General features: G+C 68.7%; 15 protein-coding genes. 8 read left to right on the top strand and 7 right to left on the bottom strand.

Features of this window, described 5'->3' with window-relative positions:
• Window positions 1-20 precede the first annotated feature (20 nt).
• On the top strand, window positions 21-2,681 hold the full coding sequence (locus ACYKG1_RS01510; protein ID WP_100474880.1) for a sensor histidine kinase: 2,661 nt from the start codon (window positions 21-23) through the stop codon (window positions 2,679-2,681).
• Window positions 2,662-3,375, top strand: a complete 714-nt coding sequence (locus ACYKG1_RS01505; RefSeq protein ID WP_100474881.1) for a response regulator transcription factor — start codon at window positions 2,662-2,664, stop codon at window positions 3,373-3,375. The genes ACYKG1_RS01510 and ACYKG1_RS01505 overlap by 20 nt, the downstream gene beginning before the upstream one ends.
• 90 nt (window positions 3,376-3,465) lie before the next feature.
• Here the strand turns inward: ACYKG1_RS01505 and ACYKG1_RS01500 are convergent, their stop codons facing one another.
• From ACYKG1_RS01500 to coaBC, 3 genes are read right to left on the bottom strand one after another with little or no spacing between them, the layout of a single operon-like run.
• Window positions 3,466-5,811 carry a phosphomannomutase/phosphoglucomutase gene (locus tag ACYKG1_RS01500; RefSeq protein WP_478471607.1) on the bottom strand — a complete coding sequence of 782 codons (2,346 nt, stop codon included), beginning with the start codon at window positions 5,809-5,811 and terminating at the stop codon, window positions 3,466-3,468.
• Window positions 5,812-5,823: 12 nt separating this feature from the next.
• Window positions 5,824-6,297, bottom strand: coding sequence for a dUTP diphosphatase (dut, locus tag ACYKG1_RS01495; RefSeq protein WP_262083965.1), 474 nt, complete (start codon window positions 6,295-6,297; stop codon window positions 5,824-5,826).
• Complete coding sequence (gene coaBC, locus ACYKG1_RS01490; protein ID WP_478471605.1) at window positions 6,294-7,583, bottom strand: bifunctional phosphopantothenoylcysteine decarboxylase/phosphopantothenate--cysteine ligase CoaBC; 1,290 nt, start codon at window positions 7,581-7,583, stop codon at window positions 6,294-6,296. The genes dut and coaBC overlap by 4 nt, the downstream gene beginning before the upstream one ends.
• A 199-nt stretch (window positions 7,584-7,782) precedes the next feature.
• Here coaBC and ACYKG1_RS01485 point away from each other — a divergent pair, with 199 nt between their 5' ends.
• The 4 genes from ACYKG1_RS01485 to ACYKG1_RS01470 all read left to right on the top strand — a co-directional run bounded on the left by ACYKG1_RS01485 (window position 7,783) and on the right by ACYKG1_RS01470 (window position 11,907).
• The gene (locus ACYKG1_RS01485; RefSeq protein ID WP_262083967.1) at window positions 7,783-8,409 is read left to right on the top strand and encodes a response regulator; all 627 of its coding nucleotides are present in this window, start codon (window positions 7,783-7,785) and stop codon (window positions 8,407-8,409) included.
• A gap of 70 nt (window positions 8,410-8,479) precedes the next feature.
• A complete protein-coding gene (radC, locus tag ACYKG1_RS01480) occupies window positions 8,480-9,184 on the top strand; it encodes a RadC family protein (protein ID WP_100474886.1) in 705 nt (234 codons plus the stop codon).
• Between the two features lie 113 nt (window positions 9,185-9,297).
• A complete protein-coding gene (gene argS, locus ACYKG1_RS01475; RefSeq protein ID WP_478471604.1) occupies window positions 9,298-10,986 on the top strand; it encodes an arginine--tRNA ligase in 1,689 nt (562 codons plus the stop codon).
• Window positions 10,987-11,007: 21 nt separating this feature from the next.
• A complete protein-coding gene (locus ACYKG1_RS01470; RefSeq protein ID WP_478471602.1) occupies window positions 11,008-11,907 on the top strand; it encodes an SPOR domain-containing protein in 900 nt (299 codons plus the stop codon).
• A 96-nt stretch (window positions 11,908-12,003) separates the two neighbouring features.
• On the opposite strand, the gene ACYKG1_RS01465 is transcribed toward ACYKG1_RS01470, so the two are convergent.
• Together ACYKG1_RS01465 and ACYKG1_RS01460 are read right to left on the bottom strand one after the other, a co-directional pair.
• Window positions 12,004-12,756 (bottom strand): SDR family NAD(P)-dependent oxidoreductase, encoded by a 753-nt coding sequence (locus ACYKG1_RS01465; protein ID WP_100474889.1) that lies wholly within the window; start codon window positions 12,754-12,756, stop codon window positions 12,004-12,006.
• A 93-nt stretch (window positions 12,757-12,849) separates the two neighbouring features.
• A complete protein-coding gene (locus tag ACYKG1_RS01460; RefSeq protein WP_478471600.1) occupies window positions 12,850-13,332 on the bottom strand; it encodes a hypothetical protein in 483 nt (160 codons plus the stop codon).
• An 85-nt stretch (window positions 13,333-13,417) separates the two neighbouring features.
• Here ACYKG1_RS01460 and ACYKG1_RS01455 point away from each other — a divergent pair, with 85 nt between their 5' ends.
• Window positions 13,418-13,885 carry a YehS family protein gene (locus ACYKG1_RS01455; RefSeq protein ID WP_478471598.1) on the top strand — a complete coding sequence of 156 codons (468 nt, stop codon included), beginning with the start codon at window positions 13,418-13,420 and terminating at the stop codon, window positions 13,883-13,885.
• Here ACYKG1_RS01455 and ACYKG1_RS01450 read toward each other — a convergent pair.
• Entirely contained in the window at window positions 13,854-14,741 is an 888-nt protein-coding gene (locus tag ACYKG1_RS01450; protein ID WP_478471597.1) for a LysR family transcriptional regulator, read from the bottom strand. The two genes, ACYKG1_RS01455 and ACYKG1_RS01450, sit on opposite strands and share 32 nt — an antisense overlap.
• 143 nt (window positions 14,742-14,884) lie before the next feature.
• Here ACYKG1_RS01450 and ACYKG1_RS01445 point away from each other — a divergent pair, with 143 nt between their 5' ends.
• Window positions 14,885-16,033 (top strand): MFS transporter, encoded by a 1,149-nt coding sequence (locus tag ACYKG1_RS01445; RefSeq protein WP_345780436.1) that lies wholly within the window; start codon window positions 14,885-14,887, stop codon window positions 16,031-16,033.
• Here the strand turns inward: ACYKG1_RS01445 and ACYKG1_RS01440 are convergent.
• Window positions 16,030-16,728: a TorF family putative porin gene (locus ACYKG1_RS01440; RefSeq protein ID WP_478471596.1), complete on the bottom strand. Its 699-nt coding sequence runs from the start codon at window positions 16,726-16,728 to the stop codon at window positions 16,030-16,032. The two genes, ACYKG1_RS01445 and ACYKG1_RS01440, sit on opposite strands and share 4 nt — an antisense overlap.
• Between the last annotated feature and the right edge of the window lie 39 nt (window positions 16,729-16,767).

Genomic DNA, 16,767 nt, shown 5'->3' with positions numbered 1-16,767 from the left:
CGGCCATGACAACGGCCCCCATGACTGATGCACGTACCCGCCAGGCCGATGCCCTGGTTGAAGGCCTGCAACGCGAAGCCGGCGGCAAGCTGACCGTGTTCCTCGGCGCGGCGCCGGGCGTGGGCAAGACGTACACCATGCTGACCCGCGCGCAGGAACAGCTGCGCCGCGGCGCCGACCTGGTGGTGGGCCTGGTGGAAACCCACGGCCGCGCCGATACCCAGGCGCTGCTTGAGGGCCTGCCGCAGCTGCCGCTGAAGGCAGTGGCCTACCACGGCCACACCCTGCAGGAGTTGGACCTGGATGCCGTGCTCGCACGGCACCCGGCACTGGTGCTGGTGGATGAACTGGCCCACCGCAATGCACCCGGCAGCCGCCATGAGCGGCGCTGGCAGGACGTGATGGAGCTACTGGACGCCGGCATCGACGTCTGGACCACGGTCAATATCCAGCACCTGGAAAGCCTCAACGACGTGGTGATGCGGATCACCGGCGTGCGCGTGAGCGAAACCGTGCCGGACGGCGTGCTCGACCGCCTGCATGACATCGTGCTGGTCGACCTGCCGCCGCGCGAACTGATCGCGCGCCTGCAGCAAGGCAAGGTCTATGTGCCCGAACAGGCTGCGCAGGCACTGCAGGCATTCTTCTCGCCGGCCAACCTGACCGCGCTGCGCGAACTGGCGATGCAGGAAGCCGCCGACCGCGTCGACAGCAGCCTGCGCGAGACCCGCGCCGCGCGTGGCGAAGGCAACCTGCCGTTGCGTCGCGGCGTGCTGGTGGCCATCGATGGGGGTGGCCAGAGCGAATACCTGGTGCGGGTGGCACGGCGCATCGCCGAACGCCGCGACGCCCCCTGGACAGTGGTGACCGTGCAGGGCCGGCGCCAGGACGAAGCGACCCGGCGCGAGATCGACGCGGCCTTCGCACTGGCACGGCGGCTGGGCGGTGACGCCGAACTGCTGCATGGTTCGAGCATCGCCGATGCCCTGCTCGACCACGCCGCGCACAATGGCATATCGACCCTGGTACTGGGCCGGACCCGAGAACGTCCCCTGGCGCGGATGTTCAATCGTACCCTTACCCAGCAGTTGATCCAGCGTGGCGCCCACTACGAGATCACCATCATCAGCACGCCGCAGGCGCGGGCACGCTCACGCCGCGAGAGCCTGCTGCCGCCGGTACGCGGCATCAGCCATGAACCGGCGCAGGCACTGATCGCTACCGCGCTGGCCTGTGCGGTGGCATGGCTGGTCGAACGCTGGGTGGGCATGGCCGACCTGTCGATGGTGTTCATCGTAGCGGTGGTACTGGTGGCGGCGCGCACGCGCGCCAGCGTAGCGGTGATGGCGGCGATCCTGTGTTTCCTCGCCTACAACTTCCTGTTCATCGCACCCCGCTTCACCTTCGCCATCGGTGCGCGCCAGGGCGTGATCACCGTGTTCCTGTTCCTGGCCGCTGCACTGGTGGCCGGGCGCCTGGCCTCGCGCCTGCGCATGCAGGTGATCGCGCTGCGTGCAGCCAACCGCCACGCACGTGCGCGCCAGCAGCTGGGCCGTCAGCTGGCCAGTGCCGCTGGCAACGGCGAGGTGGCACAGGCGGGTCGGCATGCGCTCGAACAGGCCATGGACGTGCCGGCGTGGCTGCGGATCGGCGCGGATACCGCAACCGGTGGCCGCAGCCAGCCCGGCGATACCGACCTGGCCGCCGCCGACTGGGCGTTGCGCCATGGCCAGCCCAGCGGCCGCTTCACCGACACCCTGGCCGGGGCACAGTGGTGGTTCCTGCCGCTGCTGGATGGCGAGGACCGCGCCGTCGGCGTGGCCGGCCTGTACCTGCCCGGCGCACAGGCGCGCTTGTTGCCCGAGCAACGGCAGCTGGCCGAAGCAATGGTCGATGACATCGCCCAGGCCGCGCTGCGCACGCGGCTGGTGGCCGAACTGGAGCAGGCGCACGTCAACAACGAAACCGAGCGGCTGCGCTCGGCGCTGCTCTCTTCGGTATCGCACGACCTGCGCTCGCCACTGGCGGCGATGATCGGTTCGGCCGACAGCCTGGCCAGCTACGGTGCGGCGATGGATACGGCTGATCGCCGTGCCCTGCTGGACACCATCCTGGTCGAAGGCGAACGGCTGGACCGCTACATCCAGAACCTGCTGGACATGACCCGGCTTGGCCATGAAGGGCTGAAGATCAACCGCGACTGGATCGGCGTGGACGAACTGATCGGCTCGGCCGCGCGGCGCCTGCAGCGCTACCAGCCCAGGGTGCGGCTGGAGCTGGACATCCCGCCTACGCTGGCGCCGATCTGGGTACACCCGGCACTGGTCGAACAGGCCGTGTTCAACGTGATGGAGAACGCGGCCAAATTCTCGCCGCCCGATGCCGCCGTGCAGGTGCAGGCGCGCGAACTGGACGGCCAGCTGCGCATCGACGTGATCGATGCCGGCCCCGGCATTCCCGACGACGAGCGTGCGCGCATCTTCGACATGTTCTACAGCGTCGAACGCGGTGACCGGGGCCGCCACGGCACCGGCCTGGGCCTGACCATCTGCCAGGGCATGATCGGCGCGCATGGCGGCAGCGTGCAGGCGCTGCCCGGACGCGACGGTCGCGGTACCCTGATCCGCATCACCCTGCCCCTGCTCAAGCCAGCCTCCCACGATGAGTCCGACTCCGATTGATGCCAGCGTACCGGCCGCGCGCGTGCTGGTGATCGATGATGAAACCCAGATCCGCCGGTTCCTGGACATCAGCCTGCGCGCGCAGGGCTACCAGGTTAGGCAGGCGGCCACCGGGCAGGAAGGCCTGCAGCTCGCCGCCAGCGAGGACATGGATCTGGTGATCCTGGACATCGGCCTGCCGGACATGGAAGGCCACGAGGTGCTGGAACAGCTGCGGCAATGGAGCCAGGTGCCGGTGATCATGCTGACCGTGCGCGCAGGAGAGGCCGAGAAGGTGCGCGCGCTGGATACCGGCGCCAACGACTACGTGACCAAGCCGTTCGGCACGCAGGAACTGATGGCGCGGGTACGCGCGCTGCTGCGCACGCGCAGCGTGCCGACCGATGGCACACCGCCGGTGTTCGACGATGGCCACCTGCACGTGGACCTGGTGCGGCGCGAGGTGGCGCTGGAGGGCGAGCCGGTGGCGTTGACCCGCAAGGAGTATGCATTGCTGTCGCTGCTGCTGCGCAATGCCGGGCGCGTGGTGACCCAGCCGCAGATCCTGCAGGAGATCTGGGGCCCGACCCACCAGCACGACACGCATTACCTGCGCATCCTGGTCGGCAAGCTGCGGCACAAGCTGGGCGATTCAGCGCTGGATTCGCGCTACCTGTTCACCGAACCGGGCGTGGGCTTGCGGTTCAAGGGGTGAGGCGTGCCGACCAACGTTCGGCACCCTCCAAAGCGAATGATGGTGATGCTGCCGTTGCTCCGGCGGGTACCGGGCGCAGCCCGGCCCACCTCAGAACCCCAGCGGGGTGTCGCCCAGCACCGGTTGCAGCTGGCTGCGGAACAATGCCTTGATGCGCTCCAGCGCGGCCTCATCGCTGCCCTCGAAACGCAGCACCAGCACCGGCGTGGTGTTGGAGGCGCGCACCAGGCCCCAGCCATCGGCAAAGTCCACGCGCAGGCCATCGATGGTCGACAGGCGGCCCCCCACATACGGGCTGTCCGGCGACTGTGCGGCCGCCACCAGCATTGCCACCAGCGCGTGCGGCGTTCCGTCGGCCACCGGTACCTTCAGCTCCGGCGTGGCGACCATCTCGGGTAGTTCGCCCAGCACCTCGTCCGGAGTCTCCCCGCGCTGGGCCAGGATCTCCAGCAGGCGCGCAGCGGCGTACAGGCCGTCGTCGAAACCGAACCAGCGTTCCTTGAAGAAGAAATGGCCGCTCATCTCGCCGGCCAGCTCGGCATCGGTCTCGCGCATCTTCGCCTTCATCAGCGAATGCCCGGTCTTCCACATCAGCGGGCTGCCGCCATTGCGCAGCACATGGTCGGACAGCTTGCCGGTGCACTTCACGTCGTAGATCACCATCGCGCCGGGATTGCGCATCAGCACGTCGGCGGCAAACAGCATCAGCAGGCGGTCGGCATGGATGATCCTGCCTTCGCCGGTGACCACGCCCAACCGGTCGCCGTCGCCGTCGAAGGCCACGCCGAGGTCGGCGCCGAAGCGCTTGACCGTCTGCACCAGGTCTTCCAGGTTGGCCGGCTCGCTGGGGTCGGGATGATGGTTGGGGAACGTGCCGTCGACATCGCAGTACAGCGGGATGACGTCGGCGCCGATTGCTTCCAGCAGCTGCGGCGCCAGGGCACCGGCCACGCCATTGCCGGCATCGGCCACGACCTTCAGCGGACGGTCCAGCTGCACGTCATCGGCGATGCGCTGGATGTAATCGGCACTGACATCGCGCTGCTGGTAGTCACCCGGCTCGGCGGCCTGCACCAGGCGGCCCTCGACGATGCGCTGGTAGAGATCAGTGATGGCATCGCCGGACAGCGTCTCGCCGCCGATGACCACCTTGAAGCCGTTGTATTCGGGTGGGTTGTGGCTGCCAGTGACTGCCACGCAGCTGCCGGTACGCAGGTGGAAGGCCGCGAAGTACACGAGCGGGGTCGGCGCCAGGCCGATGTCGATCACCGCGCAGCCGGCACGGCGCAGGCCCTCGGCCAGCCCGGCCGTCAGCTCGGGGCCGGACAGCCGACCATCGCGTCCGATCACCACCTCACGCAGCCCCTGCTCCAACACCACGGTACCGATGGCCTGGCCGATCAGCGCCGCGGTCTTCGGTGTCAGTTCGCTGCCCACCACGCCGCGGATGTCGTAGGCGCGGAAGATTCCGGCAGCCAGTTCTTCGGCCGGCACCGGCGGTGGCGGTGGCGTGGCATCGCCACTGCTGGCCACGGCCGCCACCGGTGGCGGCGCCTGCTGCAGGCTCTCGCTCAGGGTCGGGCCATGGTCGACCTCGGACGCGGCAGCACGGCGCGGCAATGGCAGCGACTTCGGCAGGCGACCGCGACCGACCACCAGCAACACGGCAATAAAGGCCAGCAGCAAGGCAACAATGGCGCTGGCCAGCGCGCCCAGGCCGAGCGGACCGGCTTCGACATTCGGCACCGACGCGACCAGCCGCAGCGGGGTGCCTGCAACCGGGCGCGCCAAGGCTTCCGCACTTTCGGCCAAGGCCGGGTTGCCCTGGGTGACCAGATCGAACCCTCCCTGGCGCAGGCCAAGGAAGCCGGCGGATGGCGCACGGACCTGGTCCAGCGGCGAGGTCAGCCGCAGCAGCGGCTGGCGGACATAGACGACCGCCGGCCCCAGGCTGCCCAGCTGCACCGGCGCGGCCAGGCCGAGGCGGTTGCCGCCGCCGTCGCGGACCACGCGCAGGCTTGGCCTGGCCTCAGCCAGCGCGGCTTCCAGCAGCGCCAGGCGGGCGTACCCGAAGGTAGCCGGGTCGGCATAGGCCTTGCCCAGATCGGCCGCCAGCACCTCGACCTGCTCGACCCCCGTCCAGCTCTCGCGCAGCGCCAGCGCCGCCGCAGCGGCATCGCCGGCCTGCAGCGCCTGCTGCACGCGGTCGTTCTTCAGCTGCTGCCGCAGCTGCTGCAACTGGCCCGCGGCGGCCTGCTGCAGGCCCTGCACGGCCTGGTCACGCGCCTCTTCCAGCGCTTGCCCGTTGGCCTCCTGGCGCCATTGCTGCACCGCGCTCCATCCGAACCAGCCGGCCAGCACGATCAACAGCACCCCCAGTAGAGGTGCATTGCGACCCAACGACCGTCCCCGCTGTCCTTCCCCGATGCCGCTCATCGATGTCCCCTGTCAACGCACCCCGGTATGGCCGAATCCACCCGCGCCCCGCACGCTGTCGGTGAAAGTATCCACCACCTGCAGGCTGACGCGGGCAATCGGCACCACCACCAGCTGCGCGATGCGATCGCCCGGCTCGATGGTGAAGGCCTCGCGGCCACGGTTCCAGACGCTGATCAGCAGCGGCCCCTGGTAGTCGGCATCGATCAGTCCGGTACCGTTGCCCAGCACGATGCCATGCCGATGGCCCAGCCCCGAACGCGGCAGGATCACCGCGCACAGGTTCGGGTCGGCAATGTGGATGGCCAGGCCGCTGGGCACCAGCGCGGTGTCACCCGGCTGCAGGGTCATCGCGGTATCCAGTGCTGCGCGCAGGTCCATGCCGGCGCTGGCTTCGGTGGCGTAGGCCGGCAGCGGCCAGCTGTCGCCGAAGCGCGGATCAAGCAGCTTGACCTGCAGCGGGTGGGAAAGGGATGCCTGGGTCATGCCTGGAGTCTCCGCGCGATCAGCGCCAGCAGTTGTTCGGCCAGCTCGCGCTTGGAGGCGGCCGGGAATACCTGTTCACCGTCCTGCCAGAAGGCAGTGGCGGCATTGTTGTCGCTCTCGAAACCGCCGCCACTGATGCCGACCTGGTTGGCGATCACCAGGTCCAGGCGCTTGTCGACCAGCTTGCCGCGCGCGTACTTCTCCACATCGTGGGTTTCGGCGGCAAAGCCGACCACCAGCTTCAGAGACTGCGTCTGCGCGGCGACTTCGGCAAGGATGTCCGGCGTGCGCACCAGCTCGATCACCAGCGACTGGCTGTCGGCGGTCTTCTTCAGCTTCTGCGGGGCGACCTGGCGCGGCGTGTAGTCGGACACCGCTGCGGCACCGATATAGATGTCGGCCGGCAACGACTTCAGCACGGCATCGCGCATCTGCGCGGCCGAACGCACATCGACCCGCTGTACACCGGGGGGCGTCGCCAGCTGTACCGGGCCGCTGACCAGTACCACCTGCGCCCCCAGCGCCGCTGCGGCAGCCGCCAGAGCGAAACCCATCTTGCCGCTGCTGCGGTTGCCGACGTAGCGCACCGGATCGATGTCCTCGTAGGTCGGGCCGGCACTGATCAGCAGGCGCAGCCCCTGCAGGGCACGGGTTTCCGGCGCGGCAACCGTTGCAACGGCGGCGCCATTGGCCGCCAGCGCGGCCACGATGTCGACGGGTTCGGCCAGCCGGCCGGGACCGGATTCACCTTCGGCCAGCGGACCATCCACCGGGCCGATCACCTGCGCGCCTCGCTGGCGCAGCAGGCCAATGTTGGCCTGGGTCGCCGGATGCAGCCACATGCGGTGGTTCATTGCCGGGCAGATCGTCAGCGGTGCGGTGCTGGCCAGGCACAACGTGCTGACCAGGTCATCGGCATGGCCCTGGGCCAGTCGGGCCAGCAGATCGGCCGTTCCCGGCGCGACCACGATGCGATCGGCCCAACGGGCCAGCTCGATGTGGCCCATGGCCTGTTCGGCAGCGCTGTCCCACAGTGTGGTGCGGGTCGGCTGCCCGGACAGCGCCTGGAAGCTGAGGGGGGTGACGAACTGCTGGGCGCCGGCGGTCATCGCCACCTGCACCTGGGCACCGGCATCGCGCAGGCGACGCACCAGTTCCAGGGCCTTGTAGGCCGCGATCCCACCTCCGACGCACAACAGCAGTTTCTGGCCTTCCAGCGCGCGAGCCGGCGCGGGGGAAGCGTTGGGGGAGTCAGCCACCTGGAATTCCTGTGCAAACGAGGGCATTAGCTTACCCGATGGTCGGTAATGTCCCGGTGCACAGTGCACATAGCGGGCGGCTATCAGCAGATGGGACTTGCACCACAGCGCTTCCGGGGTTCAAACCACTGCGTTTCGGAACTTTCCTATACCTGCAGGCCGGTCACGTTTGCAGAATCGTCAGTGGCCACCGCAGGTGTGCCGCTTCGCTTTTCAAGGATTCCGCGTGCACCCGCGCATCATCATCGCCGACGACCATCCCGTCGTCCTGCACGGCATCCGCATCGTGCTGCAGACCCATCTGATGGAGGTCGTCGGCAGCGCGCGTGACGGCGCCCAGCTGCTGCAACTGGTCGAGCACCACGGCTGCGACGCGGTGCTGACCGACCTCCACATGCCCGGCGACGGCCCGGACGGCCCGGAACTGATCGCTGAACTGCGTACCCGCCACCCCGGTATGCCGGTGGTGGTACTCACCGGCGCCCGCCACCCCGGCCTGCTCGACGGCCTGCTGCGTGAGGGTGTCAGCGGCCTGGTCGACAAGTGCGCCGATTTCGGCGAGCTGCCGCAGGCCTTGAACGCAGCCATGGCGGGCCAGGTGTTCGTCTCGCAGCAGCTGCGCCACCACCTGCAGGCGCGCGACCTGATGTTCGCGCGCGAACCGGCGGCGCTGTCGGCCCGCGAGCAGGAAGTGCTGGACCTGCTGGCCGCGGGGCTGAAGGTGAACGCCATCGCCGTCCATTGCGGCCGCAGCCCGAAGACGATCAGCCGGCAGAAGGCCGAGGCCAAGCGCAAGCTGGGCCTGCAGAACAACCAGGAGCTGTTCGCCTACCTGCAGTCGCGGCGCGACTGAGGCAACGTCCGACCCGGACGTGCGCGATGCCCTGATGTGACGCATCGTCCGTACTGCCGATGATGCAGGCATGCCCATCCATGACTGGCCCGAACAGGAACGCCCCCGCGAAAAGCTGATCGCACGCGGCCCTGCCACGCTGTCCGACGCAGAGCTCCTGGCGCTGTTCCTGGGCTCGGGCTTCGGTGGCCGCGACGCGGTGCAGACCGCGCGCGACCTGCTGCAGGCGCATGGCCCCCTGCGCGTCCTGCTGGACCGCCCCGCCCGCGAGCTGGCCCGCCTGCCCGGGCTGGGCCCGGCCCGCAGCTGTACGCTGGCTGCCGGACTGGAACTGGCCCACCGTTATCTGGCCGCGGAGCTGGAACACGGCGAAGCAGTCGGCAACAACCCGGCCGCAGTCGGCCGCTATCTGCAGCACCGCCTGCGCGGCCAGGCCCGTGAAATCTTCATGGCACTGTTCCTGGACAACCGCCACCGCCTGATCGCCTGCGAGGAGCTGTTCCAGGGCACCATCAACGCCGCCCCGGTCTATCCCCGCGAGGTGGTGCGGCGAGCCCTGCTGCACAATGCAGCAGCGGTGATCCTCAGCCACAACCACCCGTCCGGCGACCCCGAGCCCTCCAGCGCCGATACCCGCATCACCGACGAACTGCAACAGGCGCTGGCACTGGTGGACGTGCGCCTGCTGGATCATTTCGTGGTGGGCGAGGGTCGTCCCGTTTCGTTTGCTGAACGGGGCCTGCTGGCCCAGCCCCAGCCGCGCCTGTTCGGCTGAACGGCCCTGGCCCGGGGCGGGCGGATGCCCCGGCAGGCATGTTCTGGTCAGCGTGGGCGCGGGTATCTGCGCTAAAATGGGCGATTCCGCCGCTCATTCTCACAGCAGGCCTCGTGAAAAATCTCCTCCGCGCCCTGATCAGCCAAGGCATCGAAGCCTTGCGCGCCAATGGCACCCTGACCGCCGACTCGCTGCCGCCGGAGTTCGTGGTCGAGCGCCCGAAGACCCGCGACCATGGCGACTTCGCCACCAACGCCGCGATGCTGCTGGCCAAGGCCGCGCGCAGCAATCCGCGTGCACTGGCACAGGCGCTGGTCGAGGCGCTGCCGCGCAGCGAGGACGTGAGCAAGGTCGAGATCGCCGGTCCCGGCTTCATCAACTTCCACCTGGCCCCGGCCGCGTACCAGCGTGAAGCCGCGTCGGTCATCAAGGAAGCCCACGACTACGGCCGCAACCTGTCCGGCAATGGCCGCACGGTGGGCGTGGAGTACGTGTCGGCCAACCCGACCGGCCCGCTGCATGTCGGCCATGGCCGCGCGGCGGCGATCGGCGACTGCGTGGCACGCGTGCTCGATGCGAACGGCTGGAACGCCAAGCGCGAGTTCTACTACAACGACGCCGGCGTGCAGATCGAGAACCTGGCGCTGTCCACCCAGGCCCGGATCAAGGGCATCGCACCGGACCAGGACGGCTGGCCGGAAGGCGGCTACCGCGGTGAATACATCGCCGACGTCGCCCGCGCCTACATGGCCGGCGCCAGCGTCGACCTGGAGGGCAGCACCGTGGTCGGTGCCAAGGACCCGGACGACATGCAGGCGATCCGCCGCTTCGCTGTGGCCTACCTGCGCAACGAGCAGAACCTGGACCTGGCCGCGTTCGGCGTCGACTTCGACATCTACTTCCTGGAAAGCTCGCTGTACGCCGACGGCAAGGTCGCCGAAGCGGTGGCCAAGCTGCAGGCGTCCGGCCACACCTATGAGGAAGGCGGCGCGCTTTGGCTGCGCAGCACCGACTTCGGTGACGACAAGGACCGCGTGATGCGCAAGTCCGACGGCACGTTCACTTACTTCGTGCCGGACGTGGCCTACCACCTGTCCAAGTGGCAGCGCGGCTACGAGCGCGCGATCACCGAACTGGGCGCCGACCACCATGGCTCGCTGGCGCGCGTGCGCGCCGGCCTGCAGGCGATGGAAGTGGGCATCCCGCAGGGCTGGCCGGAATACGTGCTGCACCAGATGGTCACCGTCATGCGCGGCGGCGAAGAAGTGAAGCTGTCCAAGCGTGCCGGCAGCTACTTCACCCTGCGCGACCTGATCGAGGAAGCCGGCCGCGATGCGACCCGCTGGTTCCTGATCGCGCGCAAGCCCGATTCGCAGCTGACCTTCGACATCGACCTGGCCCGCCAGCAGAGCAACGACAACCCGGTGTTCTACGTGCAGTACGCGCACGCCCGTGTCTGCAGCCTGCTGCGCCAGGCGCAGGAAAAAGGCCTGGTGTACGAGCAGGGCAATGGCCTGGCCAACCTCGGCCGCCTGTCCGACGATGCCTCGCTGGTGTTGATGAACGAGATCTCGCGGTATCCGGAAGTGGTGGAAGCGGCCGGCGTGGCGCTGGAGCCGCACCTGGTGGCGCAGTACCTGCGTGAATTGGCGCACGCCTTCCACACGTGGTATCACGGGACGCCGGTGCTGGTGGACGACGCCGCCGATCGCAATGCCAAGCTGACCCTGGCCTGCGCGGCGCGCCAGGTGCTGGCCAACGGCCTCGAACTCCTGGGCGTGAGCGCCCCGGAAAAAATGTAAGCATCAGGAGACGCAGTACACATGGCAGCACGACGCGGCAAAAGCCAGGCACGACGCAACAGCAGCAGCCAGGGCACACCCGGATGGGTGTGGCTGGTGGCCGGTGTGGCGATCGCCGCCGTGGTGTTCCTGGCGGCGCCGAACCTGTTCAAGGGCGAAGGCGACGGCTTCCTGCGCGCCGGTCCGCAGCCGAACCCGAACGCGCAGCCGGCCCCGGTTGCTGATGCCGACAGCGATGTCGGCAGCCAGCCCGCCACGCAGCCGGCCACGCCGAAGCCGGCCGAACCGGAGAAGCCCGCCGCGACGCAGTACGACTTCTACACCCTGCTGCCGGGCAAGGAAGTGGAAATGTCCGACGCCGAACTGGCCGCCAGCGCGCGCGCCGAGGACCAGCGCCGGGCCAAGGCCGAAGCGTCGCGCGCGCAGGCCGCACTGGAAGGCAAGCCGGTGCCGCCGGCGAGCACGGCCACGCCGGCAGCGACCTCAACGGCCAGCGTCGCCAGCACCGCACCGGTGACCGCAACCCACCGTCCGCTGCCGGCACCGCTGAGCGAACGCCCGGCCGCGGCAACCCCGCCGGCCAGCACCGCCCCCGCGTCGACCAGCACGGCGGCCGCCACCCCGGCACCGCGCGCGGAAACCGCACCCTCAACGCCGGCGACCACTGCCGCCCCAGCAGCGGCCGACAACGCGCGTTACATCCTGCAGGCAGGTGCCTTCGGTGCGTCCGGCGATGCCGAAGCCACCAAGGCCAAGCTGGCGATGATGGGCCTGGCGGCTCGCGTGGAATCGGCGCAGATCAACGGCAAGACCGTGTACCGCGTACGCATGGGGCCATACGGCAGCGCCAGCGAGCTGTCTGAAGCCAAGCAGAAGCTGGATGGCACCGGCCTGCAGGCGATGGCGATCAAGGCGCAGTGAGTCTGCCGGCGTGGATGAAAATGAAAAAGCCGGGCATTGCCCGGCTTTTTTTTTGCTTCTGCAGCGCCGGGCCATGTTCGACGCTACAAACGGCGGTCAGCTCTCGCGGGCGACCTGGAAACCAGCGAACGACTGGCTGACCGGCATCAGCTCCAGGCGATTGATGTTCAGGTGCGGTGGCAGCGTGGCCACCCAGAAGATCTGTTCGGCGATGTCCTCGGCGGTCATCGGGTTGGCGCCGCTGTACAGCTTGTCCGACGCGTTCTGGTCGCCGTGGGTGCGAACCACGGTGAACTCGGTCTCGGCCATGCCCGGCTCGATGGTGGTCACGCGCACGCCGGTGCCGTGCAGGTCCGAACGCAGGCCGAGTGAGAACTGGCTGACGAAGGCCTTGGTGCCGCCGTAGGCGTTGCCCCCCGGGTACGGGTAGACACCGGCCACCGACGAGATGTTGATGATTGCGCCCTTGCGCTCCACCAGCTGCGGCAGCAGGCGGTGGGTCAGTGTCACCAGCGCGGTGATGTTGGTGTCGATCATCGTGGTCCAGTCCGACAACGTGGCGCTCTGCGCCGGCGCGGTGCCCTGCGCCAGGCCAGCGTTGTTGACCAGCAGATCGATCTCGCCGAAGGCCGGCGGCAGTGCCAGCAGCGCCGCTTCCATCGCGACCGGATCGCGGATGTCGAAGACGGCGGCATGCACCACGTCCTTGCCATAGCGCTCGACCAAGGGCTGCAGGCGTTCACCGCGGCGGCCGGTGGCGATCACCTTCCAGCCCGCCTGGGCGAAGCGGTGGACGGCTGCGGCGCCGAAGCCGGAAGTGGCGCCGGTAATCAGGGCAGTGCGGGTCATGCAGACAACTCCGTGAGGAACCAGGCCATCATTCTGGCACCCTCGGCCGCCCGCTGCGTTGCCGCATCAGGCCGCGGTCTGGGCCGGCGAGGTTCAACGCAGGCGGAACACCCTTGCCTTGGGCAGGTCTTCATCCACCTGCAGGAACCAGCGCCCCGCGATACCCGGAATCACTTCGATCTGCGGTGCCTGCAGGGTCTTGCGCAATGTCATCTGGCCCTTCATCACCTGCCACTGCTGGCCGTTGTCCAGGGTGAACACCGTACCCGGTTCCCAGCCCGCGACGTCTCCGACCACACGGGCGCTGACCGGCCCCTCATCCAGGCCCAGGTGCATCGCCGCCGGGGCGGGAACGTTGGCCGGCACCGGCGCGCCCGCAACCGCAGTGACTGGCACCGGGTGGCGCCCCTCGGCATCGCGCAGCACGCGGTTCAGGGCCTGCAACTGAGCCGCACTGAGCCCAACTTCGGCCAGCTGGGCCGCACTGAGCCGTTGTTCGACCGGCACGAAGCGGTCCAGCGCGTTGGCGGCGAAGCTGCTGGCAGCAAGCAGGGTGGCGAGGAGGTACCGGCGCATCGGCAAAGATCTCTGCAGGAGAGCGCTCACGATGCTGCAATACGATGACAGTCCGGTGACAAGCGCCAGGCCGGTACAATGGGCCATGATCAACAACGATGTCCTGCGCAGCGTGCGCTATTCCCTGGACCTGGGCGACCACCACGTGGTGACCCTGTGCCAGATGGCCGATCCGGCCTTCGCCGTGGATCCCGAGCAGGTGAAGGCCTGGCTGCGCCGCGAGGACGAAGCCGGTTTCGAGGCGATGAGCGACAGCGCGCTGGCGCACTTCCTCGATGGCCTGATCGTGCACCTGCGCGGTCGCGATGAGAGCCAGCCGCAGCGTGCGGTGGAAACCCGCATCGACAACAACCTGGTGCTGAAGAAGCTGCGCGTGGCGTTCCAGCTGCGCGACGTCGATCTGATGGAGATCTTCGCCAGCGCCGGCTTCAAGGTGTCCAAGTCGGAAGTCGGCGCGCTGTTCCGCCAGCCCGGCCACGCCAATTACCGGCGTTGCCTGGACCAGATGCTGCGCAATTTCCTCAAGGGCCTGAGCCTGCGCCTGCGCGGCTGAGCACGGCCTCGACGAACGCCCGCGCCGCCGGTGTCGGCAGCCGCTGCCAGACCAGGTGCACGCGTCGGGTCGGGGCCGGCTGCAACGGAATCTGCACCACCCCCTGGAACCCTTCGGCGATCAACGCCGGCACGATGCCAACCGCCAGCCCATGGCGGACGAAGCGCTCGACCAGTTCCATCAGGTTGACCTCGAAACGCACCGTGTGTGGCAGCCCCGCGACGGCGAAGGCATCGTCGGTCTGCCGGCGCGCACCGGTACCACGCGGGAAGTCGACCAGCGCTTCATCCTGCAGCGCGGTCAAGGGCAAGCGTTTGCACCCGGCCAGCGGGTGCGATGGCGCCAACACCGCCACCAGATCCTCCTCCTGCAGCATGCGGTGACAGACCCCGTCCAGCGCTGCCGACGGCGCCAGACCGACCAGCGCCACGTCCAGCGCACGTGACTGCACCTGCGCGATCAGGTCCTCGCTCTTGTCCACCCGCAACTGGAACTCCACCTGCGGGTGCACCTGCTGGAAGGCCGCCAGCATCGCCACGACGTCGATGCCGGTCAGCGAAGAGATCTGCCCGATGGCCAGCAACCCGCGCACCTCGCCACTGACGGCAGCCACGTCGGCGCGCAGATGGCGCAGGCTGGCCAGCACCTGGCGTGCGTGCACCAGCAGCGCCTCGCCGGCGGCGGTGGCCCGCACCTGGCGTGGCAGGCGCTCGAACAGCGTTGTGCCCAGTTCCTGTTCAAGATGGGCGATCTGGTGACTGAGCGCGGACTGCACCACGTGGCAGCGCTCGGCGGCACGGGTGAAATTGCCCTCTTCGGCCAGCGCCACGGCGAATTCGAGCTGCTTGAGATTCATGCAACCATCTCATTTTCAGATGACAGGGATGATGATGATTCATTTCCATCATGATCGCAGCAGGCGGACACTGTGCACCCCGCTTCCTGGAACACCGCGTGAGCCCGTCCCTCCCCCCTCTGCACCGCTGGCAGGTGCTGCTGATGTCGGTCGCCACCGGCGTGGCCGTGGCCAGCAACTACTATGCGCAACCGCTGCTGCACACCATCGCAGATGCCTTCGGCGTGCCGTTCGGCCAGGTCGGCATGGTGGTCACCGCTGCGCAGCTGAGCTATGCCGCCGGACTGATCCTGCTGGTGCCGCTGGGTGACCTGTTCGAACGCCGCCGCCTGATCGTGGTGATGAGCCTGCTGTCGGCGGGTGGGCTGGTGATCAGTGCCTGTGCGCCGTCCTTGACATGGTTGCTGGTGGGCACCGCGATCACCGGCCTGTTCTCGGTGGTGGCACAGGTACTGGTTCCGTTTGCGGCCACGCTGGCCGCGCCGGAGCATCGTGGCCGCGTGGTCGGCACGTTGATGAGTGGCCTGCTGCTGGGCATCCTGCTGGCGCGTACCGTGGCCGGCCTGCTTTCCAGCCTGGGCGACTGGCGCCTGGTGTATGCGATCGCCGCCGGCACCCTGGTGCTGACCGCACTGGCATTGCAGCGCGGGCTGCCGCGATTCCATCACAGCGCCGGCCTCGGCTATTTCGCATTGCTGCGCTCGATCGGCGTGCTGTTCGTGCAGGAGCCGGTGCTGCGCCAGCGCACCCTGCTGGGTGCCTGCAGCTTCGCCATGTTCGCGATCTTCTGGACTCCGCTTGCGTTCCTGCTGGCGCAGCCGCCTTACGCCTACAGCGATGCCACCATCGGCCTGTTCGGGCTGGTCGGTGCCGCCGGCACGCTGGCCGCGGGCCTGGCCGGCCGCATGTCCGACCGTGGCCAGACCGGTCGTGCGACCGCCATCGCGCTTGTGCTGTTGCTGCTGTCGTGGCTGCCACTGGGGTTGTCGGCCCACTCGCTGCTGGCGTTGCTGGTTGGCGTGGTGGTGCTGGACCTGGCCGCGCAGCTGCTGCACGTCAGCAACCAGAACCTGATCTATGCGCTGCAGCCTGCGGCACGCAACCGCCTCAATGCCGGTTACATGACCGGTTATTTCATCGGCGGCTCGCTGGGCTCGCTGCTGTCGGCGCAGGTCTACCAGCGCTTCGGCTGGACCGGCATCTGCGTGGCCGGTGCCGCGGTGGCCGTGCTTGCCCTGCTGCTGTGGTTGCCCGGCGCGCTGCGTGCGCGCCAGGCGGCATCGTTGAACTAGAAACTGCCCTGCAGCGCCAGTTCCCATCGCCCGCCGGCGTTGCCGGGGAACAGGCGCTTGGCGGCACTGTCGGTGTCATGCACGGTGGCGCGCAGCTCCCATGCCGGAGCCAGCGTGGCAATGGCACTGAGCTGGCCATGCAGGTAGTCCGGGCCCTGTGTGGTGGCCAGCCAGTACTGCCCCACCGCTGCTTCCAGGCGCACGCGTTCGTGCAGCGGCACACGCACGCCCAGTTGGGCATAGGTTCCGCGATGGCCACCGGCCAACGCATCATTGGAATGCGCGACCTGCAGCCAGGCACGCTGCTTCCAGGTCAGCGTGGTGTTGAGTTCGGTCCAGTCCAGCGCGCGGCCGGTGCCCGGGTACACATAGCGGGTCAGGTTCGCATCCAGCGTCCAGTCCGGTGCCAGCGCGCCGGACCAGCCCGCCACCAGGTCGAATTCGCTGCGAGCGCCATTGTCCGGTTTGAACGAGACGTTGGACCCCCACACGCTGGCGTACCAGCCCGATGGGATCGAGACCTTCGCGCCGGCCTGCACCGCCGGGTCGCCATCGCTCTGCGAGCTGCCGCGCCACACGTAATCACTGGTCAGTGCTGCGCTGCCACTTGCCTGCACCTGTGCCTGCGCGCTGCCGATGCCGAGCAGGCCTGCCAGGGCGGCCACCACCGCCGCCATCATCCCCTTGCTGTTCACTGCACTGTGTTCCTCGTCGAAAGCGGCCACGCCGCCGGG

The organism is Stenotrophomonas sp. 85239_Sma (genome assembly GCF_056481725.1).
This window is presented reverse-complemented; position numbering and strand designations above follow the sequence as displayed.